13 protein-coding genes and 1 pseudogene are annotated in these 16,790 nt (G+C 68.8%); 10 read left to right on the forward strand and 4 right to left on the reverse strand.

What is annotated here, in order from left to right; genetic code table 11:
- Positions 1-173: 173 nt before the first annotated feature.
- The 4 genes from AC31A1_RS03905 to AC31A1_RS03920 are packed head-to-tail and all read left to right on the forward strand — an operon-like array spanning position 174 to position 6,824.
- The gene (locus tag AC31A1_RS03905) at positions 174-1,442 is read left to right on the forward strand and encodes a glycosyltransferase (RefSeq protein ID WP_489651831.1); all 1,269 of its coding nucleotides are present in this window, start codon (positions 174-176) and stop codon (positions 1,440-1,442) included.
- Positions 1,439-3,085 carry an ArnT family glycosyltransferase gene (locus tag AC31A1_RS03910; RefSeq protein WP_489651832.1) on the forward strand — a complete coding sequence of 549 codons (1,647 nt, stop codon included), beginning with the start codon at positions 1,439-1,441 and terminating at the stop codon, positions 3,083-3,085. Before AC31A1_RS03905 ends, AC31A1_RS03910 begins: the two co-directional genes overlap by 4 nt.
- Positions 3,085-4,413, forward strand: a complete 1,329-nt coding sequence (locus AC31A1_RS03915) for a glycosyltransferase (protein WP_489651833.1) — start codon at positions 3,085-3,087, stop codon at positions 4,411-4,413. The genes AC31A1_RS03910 and AC31A1_RS03915 overlap by 1 nt, the downstream gene beginning before the upstream one ends.
- Positions 4,410-6,824, forward strand: coding sequence for a galactose oxidase family protein (locus tag AC31A1_RS03920; protein WP_489651834.1), 2,415 nt, complete (start codon positions 4,410-4,412; stop codon positions 6,822-6,824). Before AC31A1_RS03915 ends, AC31A1_RS03920 begins: the two co-directional genes overlap by 4 nt.
- A gap of 306 nt (positions 6,825-7,130) precedes the next feature.
- Here the strand turns inward: AC31A1_RS03920 and AC31A1_RS03925 are convergent.
- The 4 genes and pseudogenes from AC31A1_RS03925 to trhA all read right to left on the reverse strand — a co-directional run.
- Positions 7,131-7,304 (reverse strand): annotated as a pseudogene (locus AC31A1_RS03925) (prevent-host-death family protein); the annotation flags it as partial.
- A gap of 17 nt (positions 7,305-7,321) precedes the next feature.
- Positions 7,322-7,954: a TetR/AcrR family transcriptional regulator gene (locus tag AC31A1_RS03930; protein WP_489651835.1), complete on the reverse strand. Its 633-nt coding sequence runs from the start codon at positions 7,952-7,954 to the stop codon at positions 7,322-7,324.
- Positions 7,951-9,525, reverse strand: coding sequence for a DHA2 family efflux MFS transporter permease subunit (locus AC31A1_RS03935; protein WP_489651836.1), 1,575 nt, complete (start codon positions 9,523-9,525; stop codon positions 7,951-7,953). The genes AC31A1_RS03930 and AC31A1_RS03935 overlap by 4 nt, the downstream gene beginning before the upstream one ends.
- 113 nt (positions 9,526-9,638) lie before the next feature.
- Positions 9,639-10,352: a PAQR family membrane homeostasis protein TrhA gene (trhA, locus tag AC31A1_RS03940; protein ID WP_327401650.1), complete on the reverse strand. Its 714-nt coding sequence runs from the start codon at positions 10,350-10,352 to the stop codon at positions 9,639-9,641.
- 328 nt (positions 10,353-10,680) lie between these two features.
- Between trhA and AC31A1_RS03945 the strand changes: the two genes are divergently transcribed.
- The 6 genes from AC31A1_RS03945 to AC31A1_RS03970 form a co-directional block, all read left to right on the forward strand.
- The gene (locus AC31A1_RS03945) at positions 10,681-12,504 is read left to right on the forward strand and encodes a phosphoenolpyruvate carboxykinase (GTP) (RefSeq protein ID WP_489651837.1); all 1,824 of its coding nucleotides are present in this window, start codon (positions 10,681-10,683) and stop codon (positions 12,502-12,504) included.
- Between the two features lie 252 nt (positions 12,505-12,756).
- On the forward strand, positions 12,757-13,740 hold the full coding sequence (locus AC31A1_RS03950) for a serine/threonine-protein kinase (RefSeq protein ID WP_489651838.1): 984 nt from the start codon (positions 12,757-12,759) through the stop codon (positions 13,738-13,740).
- Positions 13,727-14,188: a hypothetical protein gene (locus AC31A1_RS03955; RefSeq protein WP_489651839.1), complete on the forward strand. Its 462-nt coding sequence runs from the start codon at positions 13,727-13,729 to the stop codon at positions 14,186-14,188. Before AC31A1_RS03950 ends, AC31A1_RS03955 begins: the two co-directional genes overlap by 14 nt.
- Before the next feature lie 80 nt (positions 14,189-14,268).
- Positions 14,269-15,180, forward strand: coding sequence for a hypothetical protein (locus tag AC31A1_RS03960; RefSeq protein ID WP_489651840.1), 912 nt, complete (start codon positions 14,269-14,271; stop codon positions 15,178-15,180).
- A gap of 32 nt (positions 15,181-15,212) precedes the next feature.
- Entirely contained in the window at positions 15,213-15,974 is a 762-nt protein-coding gene (locus tag AC31A1_RS03965) for a vWA domain-containing protein (RefSeq protein WP_365305379.1), read from the forward strand.
- A gap of 3 nt (positions 15,975-15,977) precedes the next feature.
- The coding region (locus AC31A1_RS03970; RefSeq protein ID WP_489651841.1) for a PP2C family serine/threonine-protein phosphatase at positions 15,978-16,790 on the forward strand (813 nt) is incomplete at its 3' end.

A 16,790-nucleotide genomic window follows, 5' to 3' on the forward strand; every position in this document is an offset into this window, starting at 1 on the left:
GTCCCAAACGTGACCTGTGCGAGAAATGCTCACGGGCGAGACTCAATGTGATGAAACACGCTCTTCACTGAAATCACCTGTCCACTTCACAGACCGCCCATAGTCTCGGCCCCGTGACGCGACGGATGTAACTCACCGTCGCGCCGGGGGTATTGGGATCCTGGGGGGATCTGTTGCTGACGTCTGTCTTCATCGCTGTCGTTTCGCTGGCCCTGTTCTGGATGGCGGCCTTCACCCTGTGGTGGCAGATGCACGCGTGGCGTACGCCCGAAGTGCTCGCCTCCACCCGATTCAGCAGCCCGGACGGGGACGAGCACGTCTCGTTCTCCTTGCTGCTGCCGGCCCGGCACGAGCAGGCCGTGCTGGACCACACCATCCAGCGGCTGCTGGAATCCACGCACACCGACTTCGAGATCATCGTGATCGTGGGGCACGACGACCCCGAGACCACGACGGTGGCCAACAGTGCCGCCGAGCGCGACCCGCGCGTGCGGGTCGTCGTCGACACGCACGAGAAGAAGAACAAACCGAAGGCCATGAACACGGCGCTGCCGCACTGCCGCGGCGATGTCGTCGGGGTCTTCGACGCCGAGGACCAGGTCCATCCGGCGCTGCTCGCCCACGTCGACCACGCGTTCCGGACGACGGGAGCGGACGTCGTCCAAGGCGGCGTCCAGCTCATCAACTTCCAGTCCAGCTGGTACAGCCTGCGCAACTGCCTGGAGTACTTCTTCTGGTTCCGGTCCCGGCTGCATCTGCACGCGCAGAAGGGGTTCATCCCGCTGGGCGGCAACACCGTCTTCGTGCGGACCGACGTCCTGCGCGAGGCCGACGGCTGGGACCCCAACTGCCTTGCCGAGGACTGCGACCTGGGCGTCCGGCTGTCCAGCGTCGGCAAGAAGGTCGTCGTCGCCTACGACTCCGACATGGTGACCCGGGAGGAGACCCCGGGCTCGCTGATGTCCTTGCTGAAGCAGCGAACTCGCTGGAACCAGGGCTTCCTTCAGGTCTACCGGAAGAAGGACTGGAAGCAACTCCCGGGATTCGGGCAGCGGTTGCTCGCCCGCTACACGCTGATGACGCCGTTCCTGCAGGCCTTCTCCGGGGTCATCATCCCGCTCAACGCGGCGGTCGCGCTCTTCCTCGACGTGCCGGTGGGCATCGCCTTCCTCACCTTCCTGCCGCTGGTCACCGCAGCTGTCACCTTCGTGTTCGAGGTCGTCGGCCTGCACGACTTCGGCAAGCAGTACGGACTCCGCGTCCGCGCCGTCCACTATCTGAAGCTCGTCGTGGGCGGCCCCTTCTACCAGGTCCTCCTGGCCGGAGCCGCGATTCGCGCAGTGTGGCGTGAGCAACGCGGGCGAAACGACTGGGAGTTGACCTCCCACGTCGGCGCGCACCTCACCGAAACCGCAGTGATCCGAGAGGACGTTCCTGCGTGACTTCCACCCTTCCCGCGGTGACCACCACGGTCCCCGCGCAGCGGCAGCCTGCGCCTGAAACCGGTTCGGCGGGTCGAACAGAGCCCCCGGGCAGACTCCGTTCCTCCCGCTCCGACCTCCTCCTCTGCGGCCTGCTCCTCGTCGCGATCCTCGTCGTGCAGGGCTGGAACATCGCCGACTACCCGACCCTCAGCGACGACGAGGGCACCTACCTCGCCCAGGCCTGGGCCGTCCAACAGGGCACCGGCCTGGCCCACTACACCTACTGGTACGACCACCCGCCGCTCGGCTGGATCCAGATCGCCCTGCTCACCTGGATACCCGCGCACTTCAGCCCCGGCTCGATGACCGTCGGCACCATGCGCCTCGCGATGCTGGTCATCAGCGCGATCAGCGCGGTCCTCGTCTACGTCCTCGCCCGCCGGCTCTCCCTCCCGCGCTGGGCGGCCGGACTCGCCATGGTGCTCTTCGGGCTGTCCCCGCTGTCCGTGATCCTCCAGCGGGAGATCTTCCTCGACAACATCGCCGTGATGTGGATGCTGCTCGCGTTCTGCCTCGCCGCATCCCCAAGTCGCCATCTCTGGCACCACTTCGGAGCGGGTCTCGCCGGCGCGGCCTCGGTCCTCACCAAGGAGACGATGCTCGTCATCCTCCCGGCGCTGCTGCTCACCATGTGGCGCCACGGACACCGCGACACGAGGAAGTTCGCGCTCACCGGCGCCATCACCGCCTGCGTCCTGATCGGCTTCGCGTACCCCCTCTTCGCCCTGCTCAAGGGCGAGTTGCTGCCGGGCAGCGGCCATGTCTCCCTGTGGGACGGCCTCAAGTACCAGATGACCAGGCCGGGTTCGGGCTTCATCCTCGACCAGGGCACGGGCTCCTACGGCGTCCTCCACTCCTGGCTGTACTACGACCGTGTCCTGCCGCTGGGCGGTCTCGCCGGGGCGCTGCTCCTGCTGGTCACCTGGCGCTGGTCGGTCACCGCCCGCTCCCTCGCCGGACCGGCGATGACCGTGGCGATCCTCGCCCTGGTCTCGATGCGCCCCAACGGCTATCTGCCCGCGATGTACATCATCGGCGCGCTGCCCTTCCTCGCGCTCGTCCTCGCCGGGGGCACCGCCTCCGTCGCCCACGCGGTACTCCGCAGATGGCGGAGCGAGGAGGAGAAGCGGTACGTCACCGGGGGCCGGTACGCGCTCGCCGTGGTCCTCGCGATCGCGGCCGGCGCCTACGTCGTACCGAAGTGGTACGACGGCAACCGCACCGCCATGACCACCGATGCCAACGCCCCCTACCGGGCCGCCTCCAAGTGGCTGTCCACCGAGGTCGCCGACCCGAAGGACACCCGTGTCCTCGTCGACGACGCGCTCTGGCTGGACCTGGTGCACGCCGGGTACCGGCCCGGGCTCGGGGTCATCTGGTTCTACAAGGCCGACCTCGACCCCGCTGTCACCAAGACAATGCCGCACGGATGGAAGGACATCGACTACGTCGTGGCCTCCCCGACGGTACGGCGCGACGCGGTCGACCTGCCCAACGTCAAGGCGGCGATCGAGCACTCCACCCCGGTCGCCACCTTCGGCACCGGCGACGACCGCATCGAGATCCGGCAGATCCAGTCCGAGACCGTGGGAGCCCAGTGATGAGCCAAGAGTCCATGGTCCCCGGGGAGTTGGGCGATCCGGTCGTACGCGGCGCGGCCGCGAGAGAGCCGAAGGGGCGCGCCGGTGTCGAGAGCGTGAGCGCGCGGAGGCCCGAAGGGCTGAGCACGGTCACGGTCTCGACACCGGCTGGAGCGCCCCGGAGGCGAACCGCGAAAAAAGAGGGGCTGGCCGAGCCCGGTGCCGTCACCATCGTCGTGCCGACCTTCAACGAGTCCGCGAACGTACGGGAGTTGCTGCACCGGATCACCGAATCAGTGCCCACCCGCCTGCCCTGCGAGGTCGTCTTCGTGGACGACTCCACCGACGACACCCCGGAGGTGATCTCCGAGGCGGCGCAGGACTGCCCGTTCCCGGTGACCGTGCTGCACCGGGAGGAGCCGGTCGGCGGGCTCGGCGGGGCGGTCGTCGAGGGGATCAAGGCGGCGACGTCCGACTGGATCGTCGTCATGGACGGCGATCTGCAGCATCCGCCGTCCCTGGTACCGGAGTTGGTCGGCACCGGCGAGCGCACGAACGCCGGGCTCGTCGTCGCCTCCCGGTACATCAAGGGCGGCAGCCGCGAGGGCCTGGCCGGCGGATACCGCATCGCCGTGTCGCGCGGGGCGACCTGGCTGACCAAGACGCTCTTCCCGCGCAAACTCCGCGGTATCAGCGACCCGATGAGCGGCTTCTTCGCGATCCGGCGCAGCGCGGTGACGGCGGAGGCGCTCAAGCCGCTCGGCTACAAGATCCTGCTCGAACTCGCCGTACGCAGCCGTCCGCGCGAGGTCACCGAGGTGCCGTTCGTCTTCCAGGACCGGTTCGCGGGCGAGTCCAAGTCGACGGCGCAGGAAGGCTTTCGCTTCCTCCGCCACCTCCTCGGCCTGCGCACGGCCTCGCCGGTCGCGCGCATGATCGTGTTCGGCCTGATCGGCGCCACCGGCTTCATCCCGAACCTGGTCGGCCTGTGGGCGCTCACCAAGACGGGCATGCACTACGTCCCGGCCGAGATCCTCGCCAACCAGCTGGGCGTGGCCTGGAACTTCTATCTCATCGAGCACCTCCTGTTCCGCGACCGGCGCGTGCACCGCAACTGGTGGGACCGGGCAGGCCGGTTCGCGCTGCTCGCCAACGCCGACCTGGTGCTGCGCATCCCGCTGATCGCCCTGTTCATCCACAAGTTCGGCATGGGCGCCGTGTCGGCGACCGCGCTCGCGCTCGTCATGACGTTCGTCCTGCGCTTCGTCGGAACCGAGGCACTGGTCTATCTCCCGCGCCGCAAAGGGAGTCGCAAGGTGAGTCGTACAGCGCCAAGGAGAGCCGCGTGAACAAGTACCGCAGAAGAACCGCCTTCGTCGGGGTGGGCGCCCTGACCGCCGGGCTGCTGCTCACCTCGCCGCAGTCCGCCGAGGCCGCGAACCTCGTCCTCAATCCGGGCTTCGAGACGGCGGGCGGTGACGGGATGCCGTACTGCTGGGAGAAGTCCGGCTGGGGCGACAACGACTTCGACTTCTCTACGACTTCGGACGCGCACTCCGGTTCGAAGGCGATGAAGGTCACCGTGACGCGGCGGGTGGACGGTGACCGCAAGGCGCTGATCACCGAGTCGACGACCTGCGCGCCGGTGGTGACGGCGGGCAAGCAGTACGACCTCGGGCTCTGGTACAAGACGACCACGCCGGACGCGAACATCACGCTGTTCCGGCACGACGCGACGGCCGGGTGGCAGTACTGGACCGACCTCAAGACCCTGGAGATGCAGGGCAGTTGGACCCAGGCCACGGTCCGCACGCCCGAAGTGCCCGCCGGTACCGACCGGATCACGTGGGGTGTCTCGGTGTACGGCACCGGGTCAGCGACCACCGACGACTACTCGATGGACCAGGTCCCGGACACGCTTCCGCCCGCGACCTGTACGGCGACCGCCGAGCAGTGCGCGAACGGCCGTTGGGACGTGCTCCCGACGCAGAACCCGGTGCGCTCCATGCACTCCGTCGTCCTCAACAACGGCAAGGTGCTGCTGATCGCGGGCTCCGGCAACAGCGAGGAGCAGTTCGACGCGGGGACGTTCACGAGCGCGGTGTACGACCCGGTGGCGGGGACGTACAAGGTGATCCCGACGCCGAAGGACATGTTCTGCTCGGGGCACATCCAGTTGCAGGACGGCCGGGTGCTGGTGCTGAGCGGCAACAAGGCGTTCCCGGTCGCGGGCGGCCACGGGTACGAGGGGTACAAGGACTCGTACATCTTCGACCCGGTGACCGAGACGTACAGCAAGACGAACGACCTCAACGACGGCCACTGGTACCCGTCGGCGACCGAGCTCGGCAACGGTGACGTCATCTCCTTCGGCGGGCTGCGCGAGGACTCGACGGGTTCGGTGACCGCCGAGTACTGGTCGGACGCCCAGCAGAAGTGGCTGCCGTTGTCGCAGGTCAACCAGACGTGGTCGTACTGGGGGCTGTACCCGTCGATGGTCCTGATGCAGGACGGCCGGCTCTTCTACACGGGGAGCCATGTCTTCGGGAACAACATCCCGGGGACGGGCAGCGCGATCTACGACTACAGCGCGAACACGATCACGTCGGTCTCGGGACTCCAGAACAAGGACCAACGCGACCAGTCCGCAAGCGTGTTGCTGCCTCCGGCGCAGGACCAGAAGGTCCTCACCATCGGCGGCGGCAACATCGACTCCAACCCGGACGCGAACCGGCTGACCGACATCATCGACCTCAAGGCCGCGAACCCGGCGTACACGGTGGGTCCCCAAATCCCGCAGGGGACTGTCGACTTGGGGAACGGTCCGGTGGCCGAGACCGGCAGCCAGGGCAAGATGTACGTGTCCGCCGTAGTGCTGCCGGACGGCACGGTGCTGGAGACGGGCGGCGGGCTGCACAACCGCGCGAACCCCGTCTACGAGGCGTCGATCTTCGACCCGGCGACCACCACGTTCGACCCGGTGGCCGCCGACCCCGAGGCCCGCGGATACCACTCCTCCTCGTTCCTGCTGCCGGACGGCCGGGTGATGTCGACCGGTGACAACCCGGGCAACGGCACCTGGAACCACAACGTGTCGATCTACACCCCGCCGTACCTCCTCAAGGGCACGCGGCCGACGATCACTTCGGTCATCGACAACGAGTGGGAGTACGGCGACACCCAGACGATCACCGTCGACCGGCCCATCGCCAAGGCCGAGTTGATCCGCCCGGCGGCGGTCACGCACTCCTCGGACCCCAACCAGCGTTTCGTGGACCTGCCGCTCTCGGTGGACGGCAACACGGTCGACCTGAACGTGACGAGCAACCCCAACCTGGCCCCGCCCGGCTGGTACATGCTCTTCGCGGTCGACGCCAACGGGGTCCCGTCGGTGGCCAAGTGGGTCCATCTGCAAGGCCCTTCGGCGCTCACCACGGACACCGCCTCCGCCCACGTCCACTCCTTCGCGGACTCCCTGACGGGCAAGGTCACCGAGCCCGGCAAGAAGCGCACCTCGCAGAAGGTCAGCACGACCATCTCCGGCTGCGACCGCCACTACGGCACGATCAACGTCTGCGTCCCGACGGTCTTCCCGTCGGAGGTCAAGTCGACGACCGCGGCCCGCTGTTCATGGCTCCAGCAGAACGACTACGGCCGCCTGAAGGTCAACGGCAAGGACGACCCGCTGCGCCTCGACCCGAACAGGGACGGGGTGGCGTGCGGGAAGGGTGACGTGAAGACCGTAAAGAAGAAGGGCTAGGGCCTGTCCGGCGGATCAGGTCGCAGGAGATCGACGGCATCTGATCAGCGCCGGTGAGCGGGGTCTGGTGCGTGCAGCTGCAAGGCGGAGGAGGGCGGCAACGCGGAGCGTTGGCAACCGACGACAACGCCGCAGATGTGCGTGCCAGGCCCCGCGTCTGCGGCATGATCCGCCGGACAGGCCCTAGCGGTCGCCTACGAACTCGGCGAGGGCACCACCCTGTTGGGGTGTGCGCCCTCGCCGAGTTCAATCTTGAGCAGGTCCCGCTGGGCGGGCGGCGTGAATCGGGTGACGTATCCCATCGGATCAGGCGTGGTGGGAGCGGAGCAGGGCGGCCATCTCCTCAAGGGAGACAGAGCCGTCGCGCCCCTCGGCCTCGGCCTCGTCCGCCAGGCGGTTCAGCCAGGAATCCTCGGCCCGCTCTTCGAGTTCGCGCAGCCGCCGGTACTCGTCGATGTCGATGACCACAGCCTCCTGCTTGAGATGTACATCTAGGCTCACTCCGAAAGCCCGTGCTCCAGCACGTTCAGCGTGCGGTCCACCAGGTCTTTGAAATCGTCCCGGTGGCCGTGTTCCGCCCAGTACAGGGACGTCTCCATCAGGCCGCCGATGAGCGACATGGCGTAGACCCGCACCTCCAGGCTCTCCGGGTCCCGGCCGGTGCGCTCGGCGATGGCCTCGCAGAGCATGTTGCCGGTGACCGACATGCTCTCCATCATGCGGGAGCGCACCGCCGGGACCTGGACCATGAGGTGGGTGCGGAGGCGGGAGGTCTCCTGGTCCTCCTTCATGCCGTACTTGATGGCCTTCTGCATCACGTAGCGGAGGGTGACCATCCAGGGTTCGTCGGCCGGGCGGGCCCGGAGTTCGTCCATGATGATCGGGTCGAACTCGTCCGTGATGACGATGTCTTCCTTGGTCGGGAAGTAGCGGAAGACGGTCGACGGCGACACCTCGGCGCGCTCGGCGATCTGCTCGATCGTGGTCGCGTCGTAGCCCTGCTCCTTGACGAGCGCGTAGGTCGCGGTGCGGATCGCTTCGCGGGTCTTGATCTTCTTGCGCTCGCGGAGGCCCAGTTGAGGGCGGTCGGCGGGGCTGAAGGGGGAGGGTGCGGCCGTCATGGTGTTCATTGTCCGGCATCCGCCACGGCGACGGCCACGGCTGTGGCGGGGTCTTCCTCCTCCCGCGCCGCGGGCGCGGCCGGGGTGTTCGGCAGGAACGCCGCCGCCAGCAGCGCGGTGACGAGGGCCGCGGCGCCGCACACCAGCAGGACCAGGCCCATGCCGTGGACGTACGCGCTGTTCGCGGAGGCGATGAGGTCGGCCGAACCGGTCTTCTGGCCGACGATGTGTGCTGCTACGACGGACTCGCCGGCCGTGTCCGCCGCCTTCGCGGGCAGGCCGGTCACGTCCAGGCGGTCCCGGAAGGTACTGGCCAGCAGGCTGCCCAGCAGGGCGATGCCGATCGCGGCGCCGACCTGGCGCATGGTCATGAGGAGCCCGGCGCCGCTGCCGGCCCGGTCGCGGGGGAGCGCGCCGAGGGCGCCGTCCATCGCGGGGACGATCGAGAAGCCGAAACCGAAGCCGGTGACGGACAGCCACAGCGCGGTGAAGCCGTAGCCGGAGTCGACCGTCGTACGGCTGCCGAGGACGGCGGCGAAGGCGAGGACCACCAGGCCCGCGGTGACCACGGCTCGGGAGCCGAACTTGGCGACGAGCGGCTGCGCGGCGCGGGCCGCGACGATCAGGCCGCCCATCATGGGCAGCAGGCGGACGCCGGTGCCGAGCGCGTCGTTGCCGAGGACCGCCTGGAGGTACTGCGGCAGCACGAACAGCAGCCCGGACAGGACGAACATCACGAGGGTCGCGGCCATGGTGTTGAAGAGGAAGCCGCGGTGGGCGAGCAGTTCCATGTCGAGCATGGGCCGTTCCATACGCCGTTCGCGAAGTACCAGGGCGGCGATCAGGACGGCGGAGCCGATCAGCATGCCCACGATCAGCGGGTCGCCCCAGCCGCGGCTGGGTGCCTCGATGATCGCGTAGATGAGGGCGCCGAGACCCGCCGCGGTGAACGCGGTGGAGAGGGCGTCGACCTTGGGGGAGGCGGGGTCGCTGGTCTCGGGCAGCAGGAAGACGCAGGCCGCTATGCCGATCGCGGCCATCGGGATGTTGACCAGGAAGACCGAGCCCCACCAGAAGTGGTTGAGCAGCCAGCCGCCGATGATCGGGCCGAGCGGCAGGCCGAGCGAGGAGGCGGCGGAGATGATGCCGACGGCCTTGGTGCGCTCGTCGGGGCCGAAGAGCGAGGGCAGGACGGACAGGGCGAGCGGGGTGATCAGGGCCGCGCCCACCCCCATCACCGTGCGGGCGGCGATGACCCAGTTCACATCGTTGGCCATCACGCCGGCCACGGAGCCGGCGAGGAAGATGCCGAGCCCCACGACCAGCATCCGGCGCCGTCCGAAGCGGTCGCCGAGGAGTCCGGCGGGGAGCATCAGGGCCGCGAAGACGATGACGTAGGAGTCCGCCATCCACTGCTGCTGGCCGGTGGTGGCGCCGAGGTCGCCGGCCATGGTGGGCAGGGCGACGTTGAGGATCGTCGTGTCGAAGCCGAGCGTGAGCATGCTCGCGACCAGGGCCCCGAGGGCCCACCAGCGGCGCGGATCGCGTCGTACCTCATGGGATTGAGTGACAGTAGCCATGAGATGAGAGTAGCTGTCAAAAGGTGTCTGCTGTCAATGGGGATCGACTTTCAGCGCATGAAAAATGGCCACGGCTGGAGAGCCGTGACCATGAACAGGAGGTGTCTCGGGTGCTACCCGTGCTGGTAGGCCACCAGGGAGATCCCCACGTAGTGCACCAGGAACGCCGCCACCGTGAGCGAGTGGAAGACCTCGTGGAAACCGAACCAGCGCGGTGACGGATTCGGGCGCTTGATGCCGTAGATCACGCCGCCCGCGCTGTAGAGCAGTCCGCCGACGACCACCAGGACCAGGACGGCGATGCCGCCCGTGCGCATGAAGTCGGGCAGGAAGAAGACGGCCGCCCAGCCCATCGCGATGTAGCAGGGGGTGTAGAGCCAGCGCGGTGCGCCGACCCAGAAGACGCGGAAGGCGATGCCGGCCGCCGCCGCGCCCCAGATGCTCCACAGCAGCCATTGGCCCTTGGCGCCCGGCAGCAGCAGCATCGTCAGGGGCGTGTACGTGCCCGCGATGATCAGGAAGATGTTGGCGTGGTCGAGTCTGCGCAGGACACCGTCCATGCGCGGGCTCCAGTCGCCCCGGTGGTACAGGGCGCTGACGCCGAAGAGCAGGCAGGCCGTCAGGGCGAAGATCCCGCAGGCGATACGGGCCCGGGGTGTGTCGGCGAGAGCGGTGAGCACCAGGCCGGAGACGAGAACGGCCGGGAACATGCCGAGGTGCAGCCAGCCGCGCAGCTTCGGCTTCACATGGTCGGGGAGGGAGAGCGCGGAGGGACCGTGGCCGTCTGTCGGCGTGTCCGTGGGCGCGTCGGGGACGGACGCAGTCATGCGCTCAATCGTACCTACGGAACCGTAAGTTACGTATCAGTGCGACGAGATGGGGGCCGGAAGTGGCCACTCTCTCATGCGTAGCCGACAGCCGGGTACCCGGGGTGAATCGGTGGTGACGCACGGAAAACATGCCGATGAGTGGCTGATGAGTGGCGATCCTCACGTCGCTCGTATGTGAGGCCCTCTGGACATATGGGCGGACGCGTCGGATGATCAAATGAGTGCGGTCGGCACCGGATGAGCGCCAAGATCGACCATCGTGAAGCATCCGGGTCGAGGCCCCCACGGGGCACCAAGGACAAAATCCCTCATCATAGGAGCAATCGTGGCGCGCGACATCGCGGCTCCCCCCGTCATCCCAACCGAACACAAGGAACTGATCTCGTGGGTCAACGAGATCGCCGAACTGACCCAGCCGGACAGCGTGGTCTGGTGTGACGGATCCGAAGCGGAGTACGAGCGGCTCAGCGAGGAGCTCGTCCAAAAGGGCACCTTCAAGAAGCTCGACCCGATCAAGCGCCCCAACTCGTACTACGCCGCCTCCGACCCGACCGATGTCGCCCGGGTCGAGGACAGGACGTTCATCTGCTCCGAGCAGGAGCAGGACGCGGGTCCCACCAACCACTGGAAGGCTCCTGCTGAAATGCGGGAGATCTTCGCGGGAGAAAAGGGCATCTTCCGCGGCTCCATGAAGGGCCGGACGATGTACGTCGTCCCGTTCTGCATGGGCCCCCTCGGTTCGGACCTCTCCGCGATCGGCGTCGAGATCACCGACTCCGCCTACGTCGCCGTCTCCATGCGCACCATGACCCGCATGGGACAGCCCGTCCTCGACGAACTCGGCACCGACGGCTTCTTCGTGCGTGCTGTGCACACGCTCGGAGCGCCGCTGGCCGAGGGCGAGGCGGACGTACCGTGGCCGTGCAACTCCACCAAGTACATCTCGCACTTCCCCGAGAGCCGCGAGATCTGGTCCTACGGCTCCGGCTACGGCGGGAACGCGCTGCTCGGCAAGAAGTGCTACGCCCTGCGCATCGCCTCCGTGATGGCGCGGGACGAGGGCTGGCTCGCGGAGCACATGCTGATCCTCAAACTCACCCCGCCGCAGGGCGAGTCGAAGTACGTGGCCGCCGCTTTCCCGAGCGCCTGCGGCAAGACCAACCTCGCGATGCTGGAGCCCACCGTCTCCGGCTGGACCGTCGAGACGATCGGTGACGACATCGCCTGGATGCGGTTCGGGGAGGACGGCCGGCTCTACGCGATCAACCCCGAGGCCGGTTTCTTCGGCGTCGCGCCCGGTACCGGTGAGCACACCAACGCCAACGCGATGAAGACGCTGTGGGGCAACTCCGTCTTCACCAACGTCGCGTTGACCGACGACAACGACATCTGGTGGGAGGGCATGACGGAGGAGACTCCGGCCCACCTCACGGACTGGAAGGGCAACTCCTGGACGCCGGAGTCCGGTTCGCCCGCCGCCCACCCCAACGCCCGCTTCACCGTGCCCGCTTCGCAGTGCCCGATTATCGCGCCCGAGTGGGAGGACCCCAAGGGCGTGCCGATCTCGGCGATCCTGTTCGGCGGCCGGCGCGCCTCGGCCGTACCGCTGGTGACGGAGTCCTTCGACTGGAACCACGGTGTCTTCCTCGGCGCCAACGTGGCCTCCGAGAAGACCGCCGCCGCCGAGGGCAAGGTCGGTGAGCTGCGCCGCGACCCCTTCGCCATGCTGCCGTTCTGCGGCTACAACATGGGTGACTACATGGGCCACTGGGTCGATGTGGCCAAGGGCCGCGACCAGGCGACGCTGCCGAAGATCTACTACGTGAACTGGTTCCGCAAGAACGACGCGGGCAAGTTCGTGTGGCCCGGCTTCGGCGAGAACAGCCGGGTCCTGAAGTGGATCGTGGAACGCCTCGACGGCAAGGCCGAGGGCGTCGAGACCCCGATCGGCGTGCTGCCGGCCAAGGGCGCCCTCGACACCAAGGGCCTCGACCTGTCCGAGGCGGACCTGGACTTCCTGCTCACCGTCGACAAGGACGTGTGGCGCGAGGAGGCCGCTCTGGTCCCCGACCACCTCAACACCTTCGGCGACCACACGCCGAAGGAACTGTGGGACGAGTACCGGGCGTTGGTGCAGCGCCTGGGCTAGAACCCACCGAAGACTCCGCGGCCGGCCGCCGATTGTGCCCTGACCAGCAATGTCGTCACAGGCCGGCCGCGGTGGCAGTACAACGGGCAGGGCCCCGCACAACGGCGTGCGGGGCCCTGCCCGTCGCCGTTACACCACCGGGGCTCCACGGCGCACCTCTGGCCGCCATTTCGCGTATCTCCCCTGCCCAGGACGGGATTTCGGGGGACACTCGGGACAACCTGCAACGAACCCCGAAGTGAGGTGAGCGGGGTGCGCACACCGGTCAGCGATCCCCTGAGCGTGGGGCCGTACCGGATCGCCGGGCGGCTCGGCTCCGGCGGGATGGGATGGGTGTATCTCGGCCGGTCGCCGGCCGGGCGTGAGGTGGCGGTGAAGGTCGTACGGCCCGAACTGGCCGCGGAGAGCGAGTTCCGCGAGCGCTTCGCCCGCGAGGTCGCCGCCGCCCGGCTGGTCAGCGGCGCCTACACCGCGGCCGTCGTCGACGCCGACACCGAGGCCGAACTCCCTTGGCTGGCGACGATGTACGTGCCCGGGCCGTCCCTCGCCGAGGCCGTCGGATCGGACGGTCCGCTGCCCGAGGCGCAGGTCCGCAGGCTCGGCGCGTTCCTCGTCGAGGCGCTGCAGGCGATCCACGCGGCCAACCTGGTCCACCGCGACCTCAAACCGGCCAACGTGCTGCTCGCCTCCGACGGCCCCCGCGTCATCGACTTCGGCATCTCGCGTGTCGAGGGCGCCCCGAGCCTCACCCAGGCCGGGATCGTGGTGGGCACCCCGCCGTTCATGTCCCCTGAGCAGATGACGGCAGGTCAGATCGGCCCGCCCAGCGATGTGTTCTCCCTCGGCGGTGTCCTGGTGTACGCGCTGACGGGCCGCCCGCCGTTCGGCACGGGCGAGGCGGTGAGCCTGCGGGTCGTGCACCGCCCACCCGAACTGGACGGCGTACCACCGGGGATACGGCCGCTGCTCGCGCGGTGTCTGGCCAAGCGCCCCGAGGATCGTCCTCAACTGGCCGACTTGCTGGGCGAGTTGCTCGCGCAGCCGCGGCCCGCGACCTGGCCGCCGCCCGCCGTGGCCCGCACGATCGAGGTCCGGCGCGGTGAACTGGCGGCCCGGCGCGGGGGCGGCACCAGCCTGCCGGTGCCGTCCTGTCTGCTGCTGCACGCGCAGGCCCTGCTGGACGCGGGCCTCACCGACGACATGATCACGCAGGCGGTGGTCCGTGGCGACGCCTGAGGCCTCCCTCCCGCCCGGCCGGGACTACGACATCGGTTCGTCCTGGCGGCAGTTGACCCACACCTGGGGCGCCCGCCGGAATTACCACGTCGAGAGCGATGTCGATTCCGTCTCCCTGCAATTCGATCTAGAGGCGTCCGGGCGCACGCTCACCGTGCGTTTCATGACCACGAAAAGACTCCTTGTCGCCTTTGTCACCGACGGTCATTCTCTGCGCAAGGATCAATTGGCGATCGCCGCCGCCGCGTCGAACGCGTGGAACACCGAACAGCTGAATCCCATGCTCTCGGTGTGGGACGTACGCGGACCGAAACCGTGCCTCGCCGGGGTCTGCGACCTCCCGCTGACCTGCCGGATCTCCCAGGCCGATTTCGATGTTCTGGCCAGTGATTGGGTGGAACGGGCGCGACAGATGTTCACCCGTTGTCATCAGGTCTTCCAGCTTTAGAAGTGAATTGAGCATTCTCAGTCAACCCCTTTCGGCCACCGCCCTGTTGCCTCCACTATGGGCGCCAACGGGGGGTCGTCATGAGACATACGTTGTTCACTGCCCTGCTGTTCGGATTGTTGATCGCGGTGATTCCGGCGGGGCCGGCGGCCGCGGCCGGCGCGGACTGCGGCAAGAACTTTCCGACGCGGCTGGGCTGTTGGCAGGACGCGCTGGACGACGGGGCCGTGGTCACGGTCACGCTGAACAAGCCGCTGGGCTTCGACGCCGGCCAGAAGGGCAGCCAGGCCGCCGTCCGCCGGGACCTCAGGAACCTTCGGGTACAGGTACCGGCCGGCGTCCACACCGGCCAGGGCGGCACCGCGCTGATCGTCCTGGCCGGCCGCGCACTTGTCGACCGGGACGCCCGGATCGACCGGCTGGACGACAGGACACTGGGTGAACTCCCCGCCTGCGGCAGCGACTTGTGCAAGGCACTCAAGAAGTCCCCGCTCACCGGCGGCCAACTGATCGACAAGAAGGTGGGCGTCGCCGAACTCGGGGGCGGACACAAGTCCACGGACTACACACGAGTCCTGCTGTTCGCCCTGACCGCCGTACTCCTCCTCCTGCTCCTGGCCCTCCTCCTCGCGGTCCGCCGCTCGCGCACCCCGGCCGTCGCAGGCGCCACGAAGGCCCGCTCCGAGGAGGCCGCCACCGAGACCACCGCCCGACTGCGCCCCGTCCCGCCCGCACCGGCCCCGTCCTCCTACGGCCGCCGGGTCGGCCCCCGCACCGGCCCGTCCCGAACAGCCGTCGTGCGTACGGCGCTTCATCCGCAGGGCTACGTCGAACTCGACCACGTCCTGTACCGCGCGGTGTGGGCCGAACCGGACCGGACACCGCCCGTGCCCGGCGCGTACGTCGAGGTCACCGACGCCCACGAAGCCGACTCCGACGTCCTGTACGCCTTCCCGCCCGCCGCCCGGCACCACGCGCGCGGCACCTCGTGACCCCCGTACCGCCCGGTCGACCAGGAGACGCCATGCACAGCGAATACCCGCCCACGATGCCGGCGGAGTACGCCGACATCGAGTTCGAGAACAACGCGCAACGGCTGCCGCTCGTGCTGTGCCTGGACACATCGAGTTCCATGGCGGGCGCGCCGATCCAGACGCTCAACGACGCGCTCGCCGAGTGGACCAGGGAACTCCACGACGACGTCTCCCTCAGCTACAGCGTCGAGGTCGCCGTGATCACCTTCGGCGGCCGGGGCGTCGGCGCCTGGCGCGGGCCCCAACTCCTCGACCCGCGCGCCCCGTTGAGCCCCTTCGTGCCCGCGCACGCCTTCCAGGCCCCCCGGTTCACCGCGTCCGGCGTGACCCTGATGACGGAGGCGCTGGAGCTGGCCATGCATGTCGTCGCCGCCCGCAAGGCGGAGCTGCGCGCGTCCGGACTCCAGTACTACCGCCCGCAGATCTGCCTGGTCACCGACGGCCTCCCCACCGATGCCACCGGCCACATGACCGACTCCTGGCACCGGCTGCTGCCCGTCCTCGCCGACGAGCAACAGGCCCGCCGCTTCCGGCTCTACGCGATCGGCGTCGGCGGCATCACCGACCGCGGCGAGCAGGTGCTCCAGGCCTTCGCGCCGAAGTTCAACGCGCGCATCCAGGGCTTCCCGTTCCGCGAGCTGCTCCAGATGATGTCGGCCAGCGCGAACGCCGAGCAGAAGGGCGCGGGCGACGAGGTCTTCGAGAAGATCTTCAGCCAGTTCAAGACCCAGCGCCCGGCCTGGGAGAGCTGAGCGGTGGCCGAATCGCCCTGGCGCATCCACGGCCTGAGCGTCGAGGGCTACCGGCACCGCCGTACCGGCACGCCCTGCCAGGACGCCTGCACCTACACGACCTCCACGTCCGTGTCCGTCCTCGCCGTCGCGGACGGCGCGGGCAGCCGCCCGCACTCCGACCAAGGGGCCCTGCACGCCGTCGAGTTGGCGGCCGAGCACTTCCGGCGCCGGGCCGCCGCCGCGTCCGGCTGCCCGCCGGGCGAGGAGGTCCACGACCTGCTCGCGGACGCCTTCCACGACGTCAGCAAGATCTTCCTGGACACCTACGGCAGCACCGCCCCCGACTACGCGACCACCCTCACCGTCGTCGTCCTCACGCCCGGCTGGCTCGGCCATCTCAGCGTCGGCGACGGCTTCGTCGTCGTCCGCGCCGGAACCGAGGACGGGGAACGGCAGTTCCACCTCCTCCCGCAGCCGCCCGCCGTCAGCGAGTACAGCAACGAGACCGTCTTCCTCACCTCGCCCGACGCACCCCGCCGGCTGCGCACCGACTGCGTGGCCGACCCGCGCGTCGACGGCGTGCTGCTGTCCACCGACGGCCTCACGCAGGCCGCGCTCTCCCTCTCCGGCGGCGGCCCGCCACAGCCCAACACCTCTTTCGTGGAAGCGGTGTTGGGCTCCCTCGACACCCCGGGACCGGTGACCGACAAAGCGCACGAGAGCCTCGCCGCCCTCCTCAGGTCGGACCGGCTCACCAGCCTCAACGCCGACGACAAGACCCTGCTGCGGGCCGTGCGCACGGCCCGCAGCAGGGTCTTGTCGTCGGCGTTGAGG

The organism is Streptomyces sp. P5F9, from assembly GCF_057961495.1.

Excerpts from the sequence above, each read along its gene's own strand:
- AC31A1_RS03965 (WP_365305379.1), top strand. The coding sequence starts at position 15,213 with ATGCACAGCGAATACCCGCCCACGATGCCGGCGGAGTACGCCGACATC.
- AC31A1_RS03960 (WP_489651840.1), top strand. The coding sequence starts at position 14,269 with ATGAGACATACGTTGTTCACTGCCCTGCTGTTCGGATTGTTGATCGCG.
- trhA (WP_327401650.1), bottom strand. The coding sequence starts at position 10,352 with ATGACTGCGTCCGTCCCCGACGCGCCCACGGACACGCCGACAGACGGC.
- AC31A1_RS03935 (WP_489651836.1), bottom strand. The coding sequence starts at position 9,525 with ATGGCTACTGTCACTCAATCCCATGAGGTACGACGCGATCCGCGCCGC.
- AC31A1_RS03930 (WP_489651835.1), bottom strand. The coding sequence starts at position 7,954 with ATGAACACCATGACGGCCGCACCCTCCCCCTTCAGCCCCGCCGACCGC.
- AC31A1_RS03915 (WP_489651833.1), top strand. The coding sequence starts at position 3,085 with ATGAGCCAAGAGTCCATGGTCCCCGGGGAGTTGGGCGATCCGGTCGTA.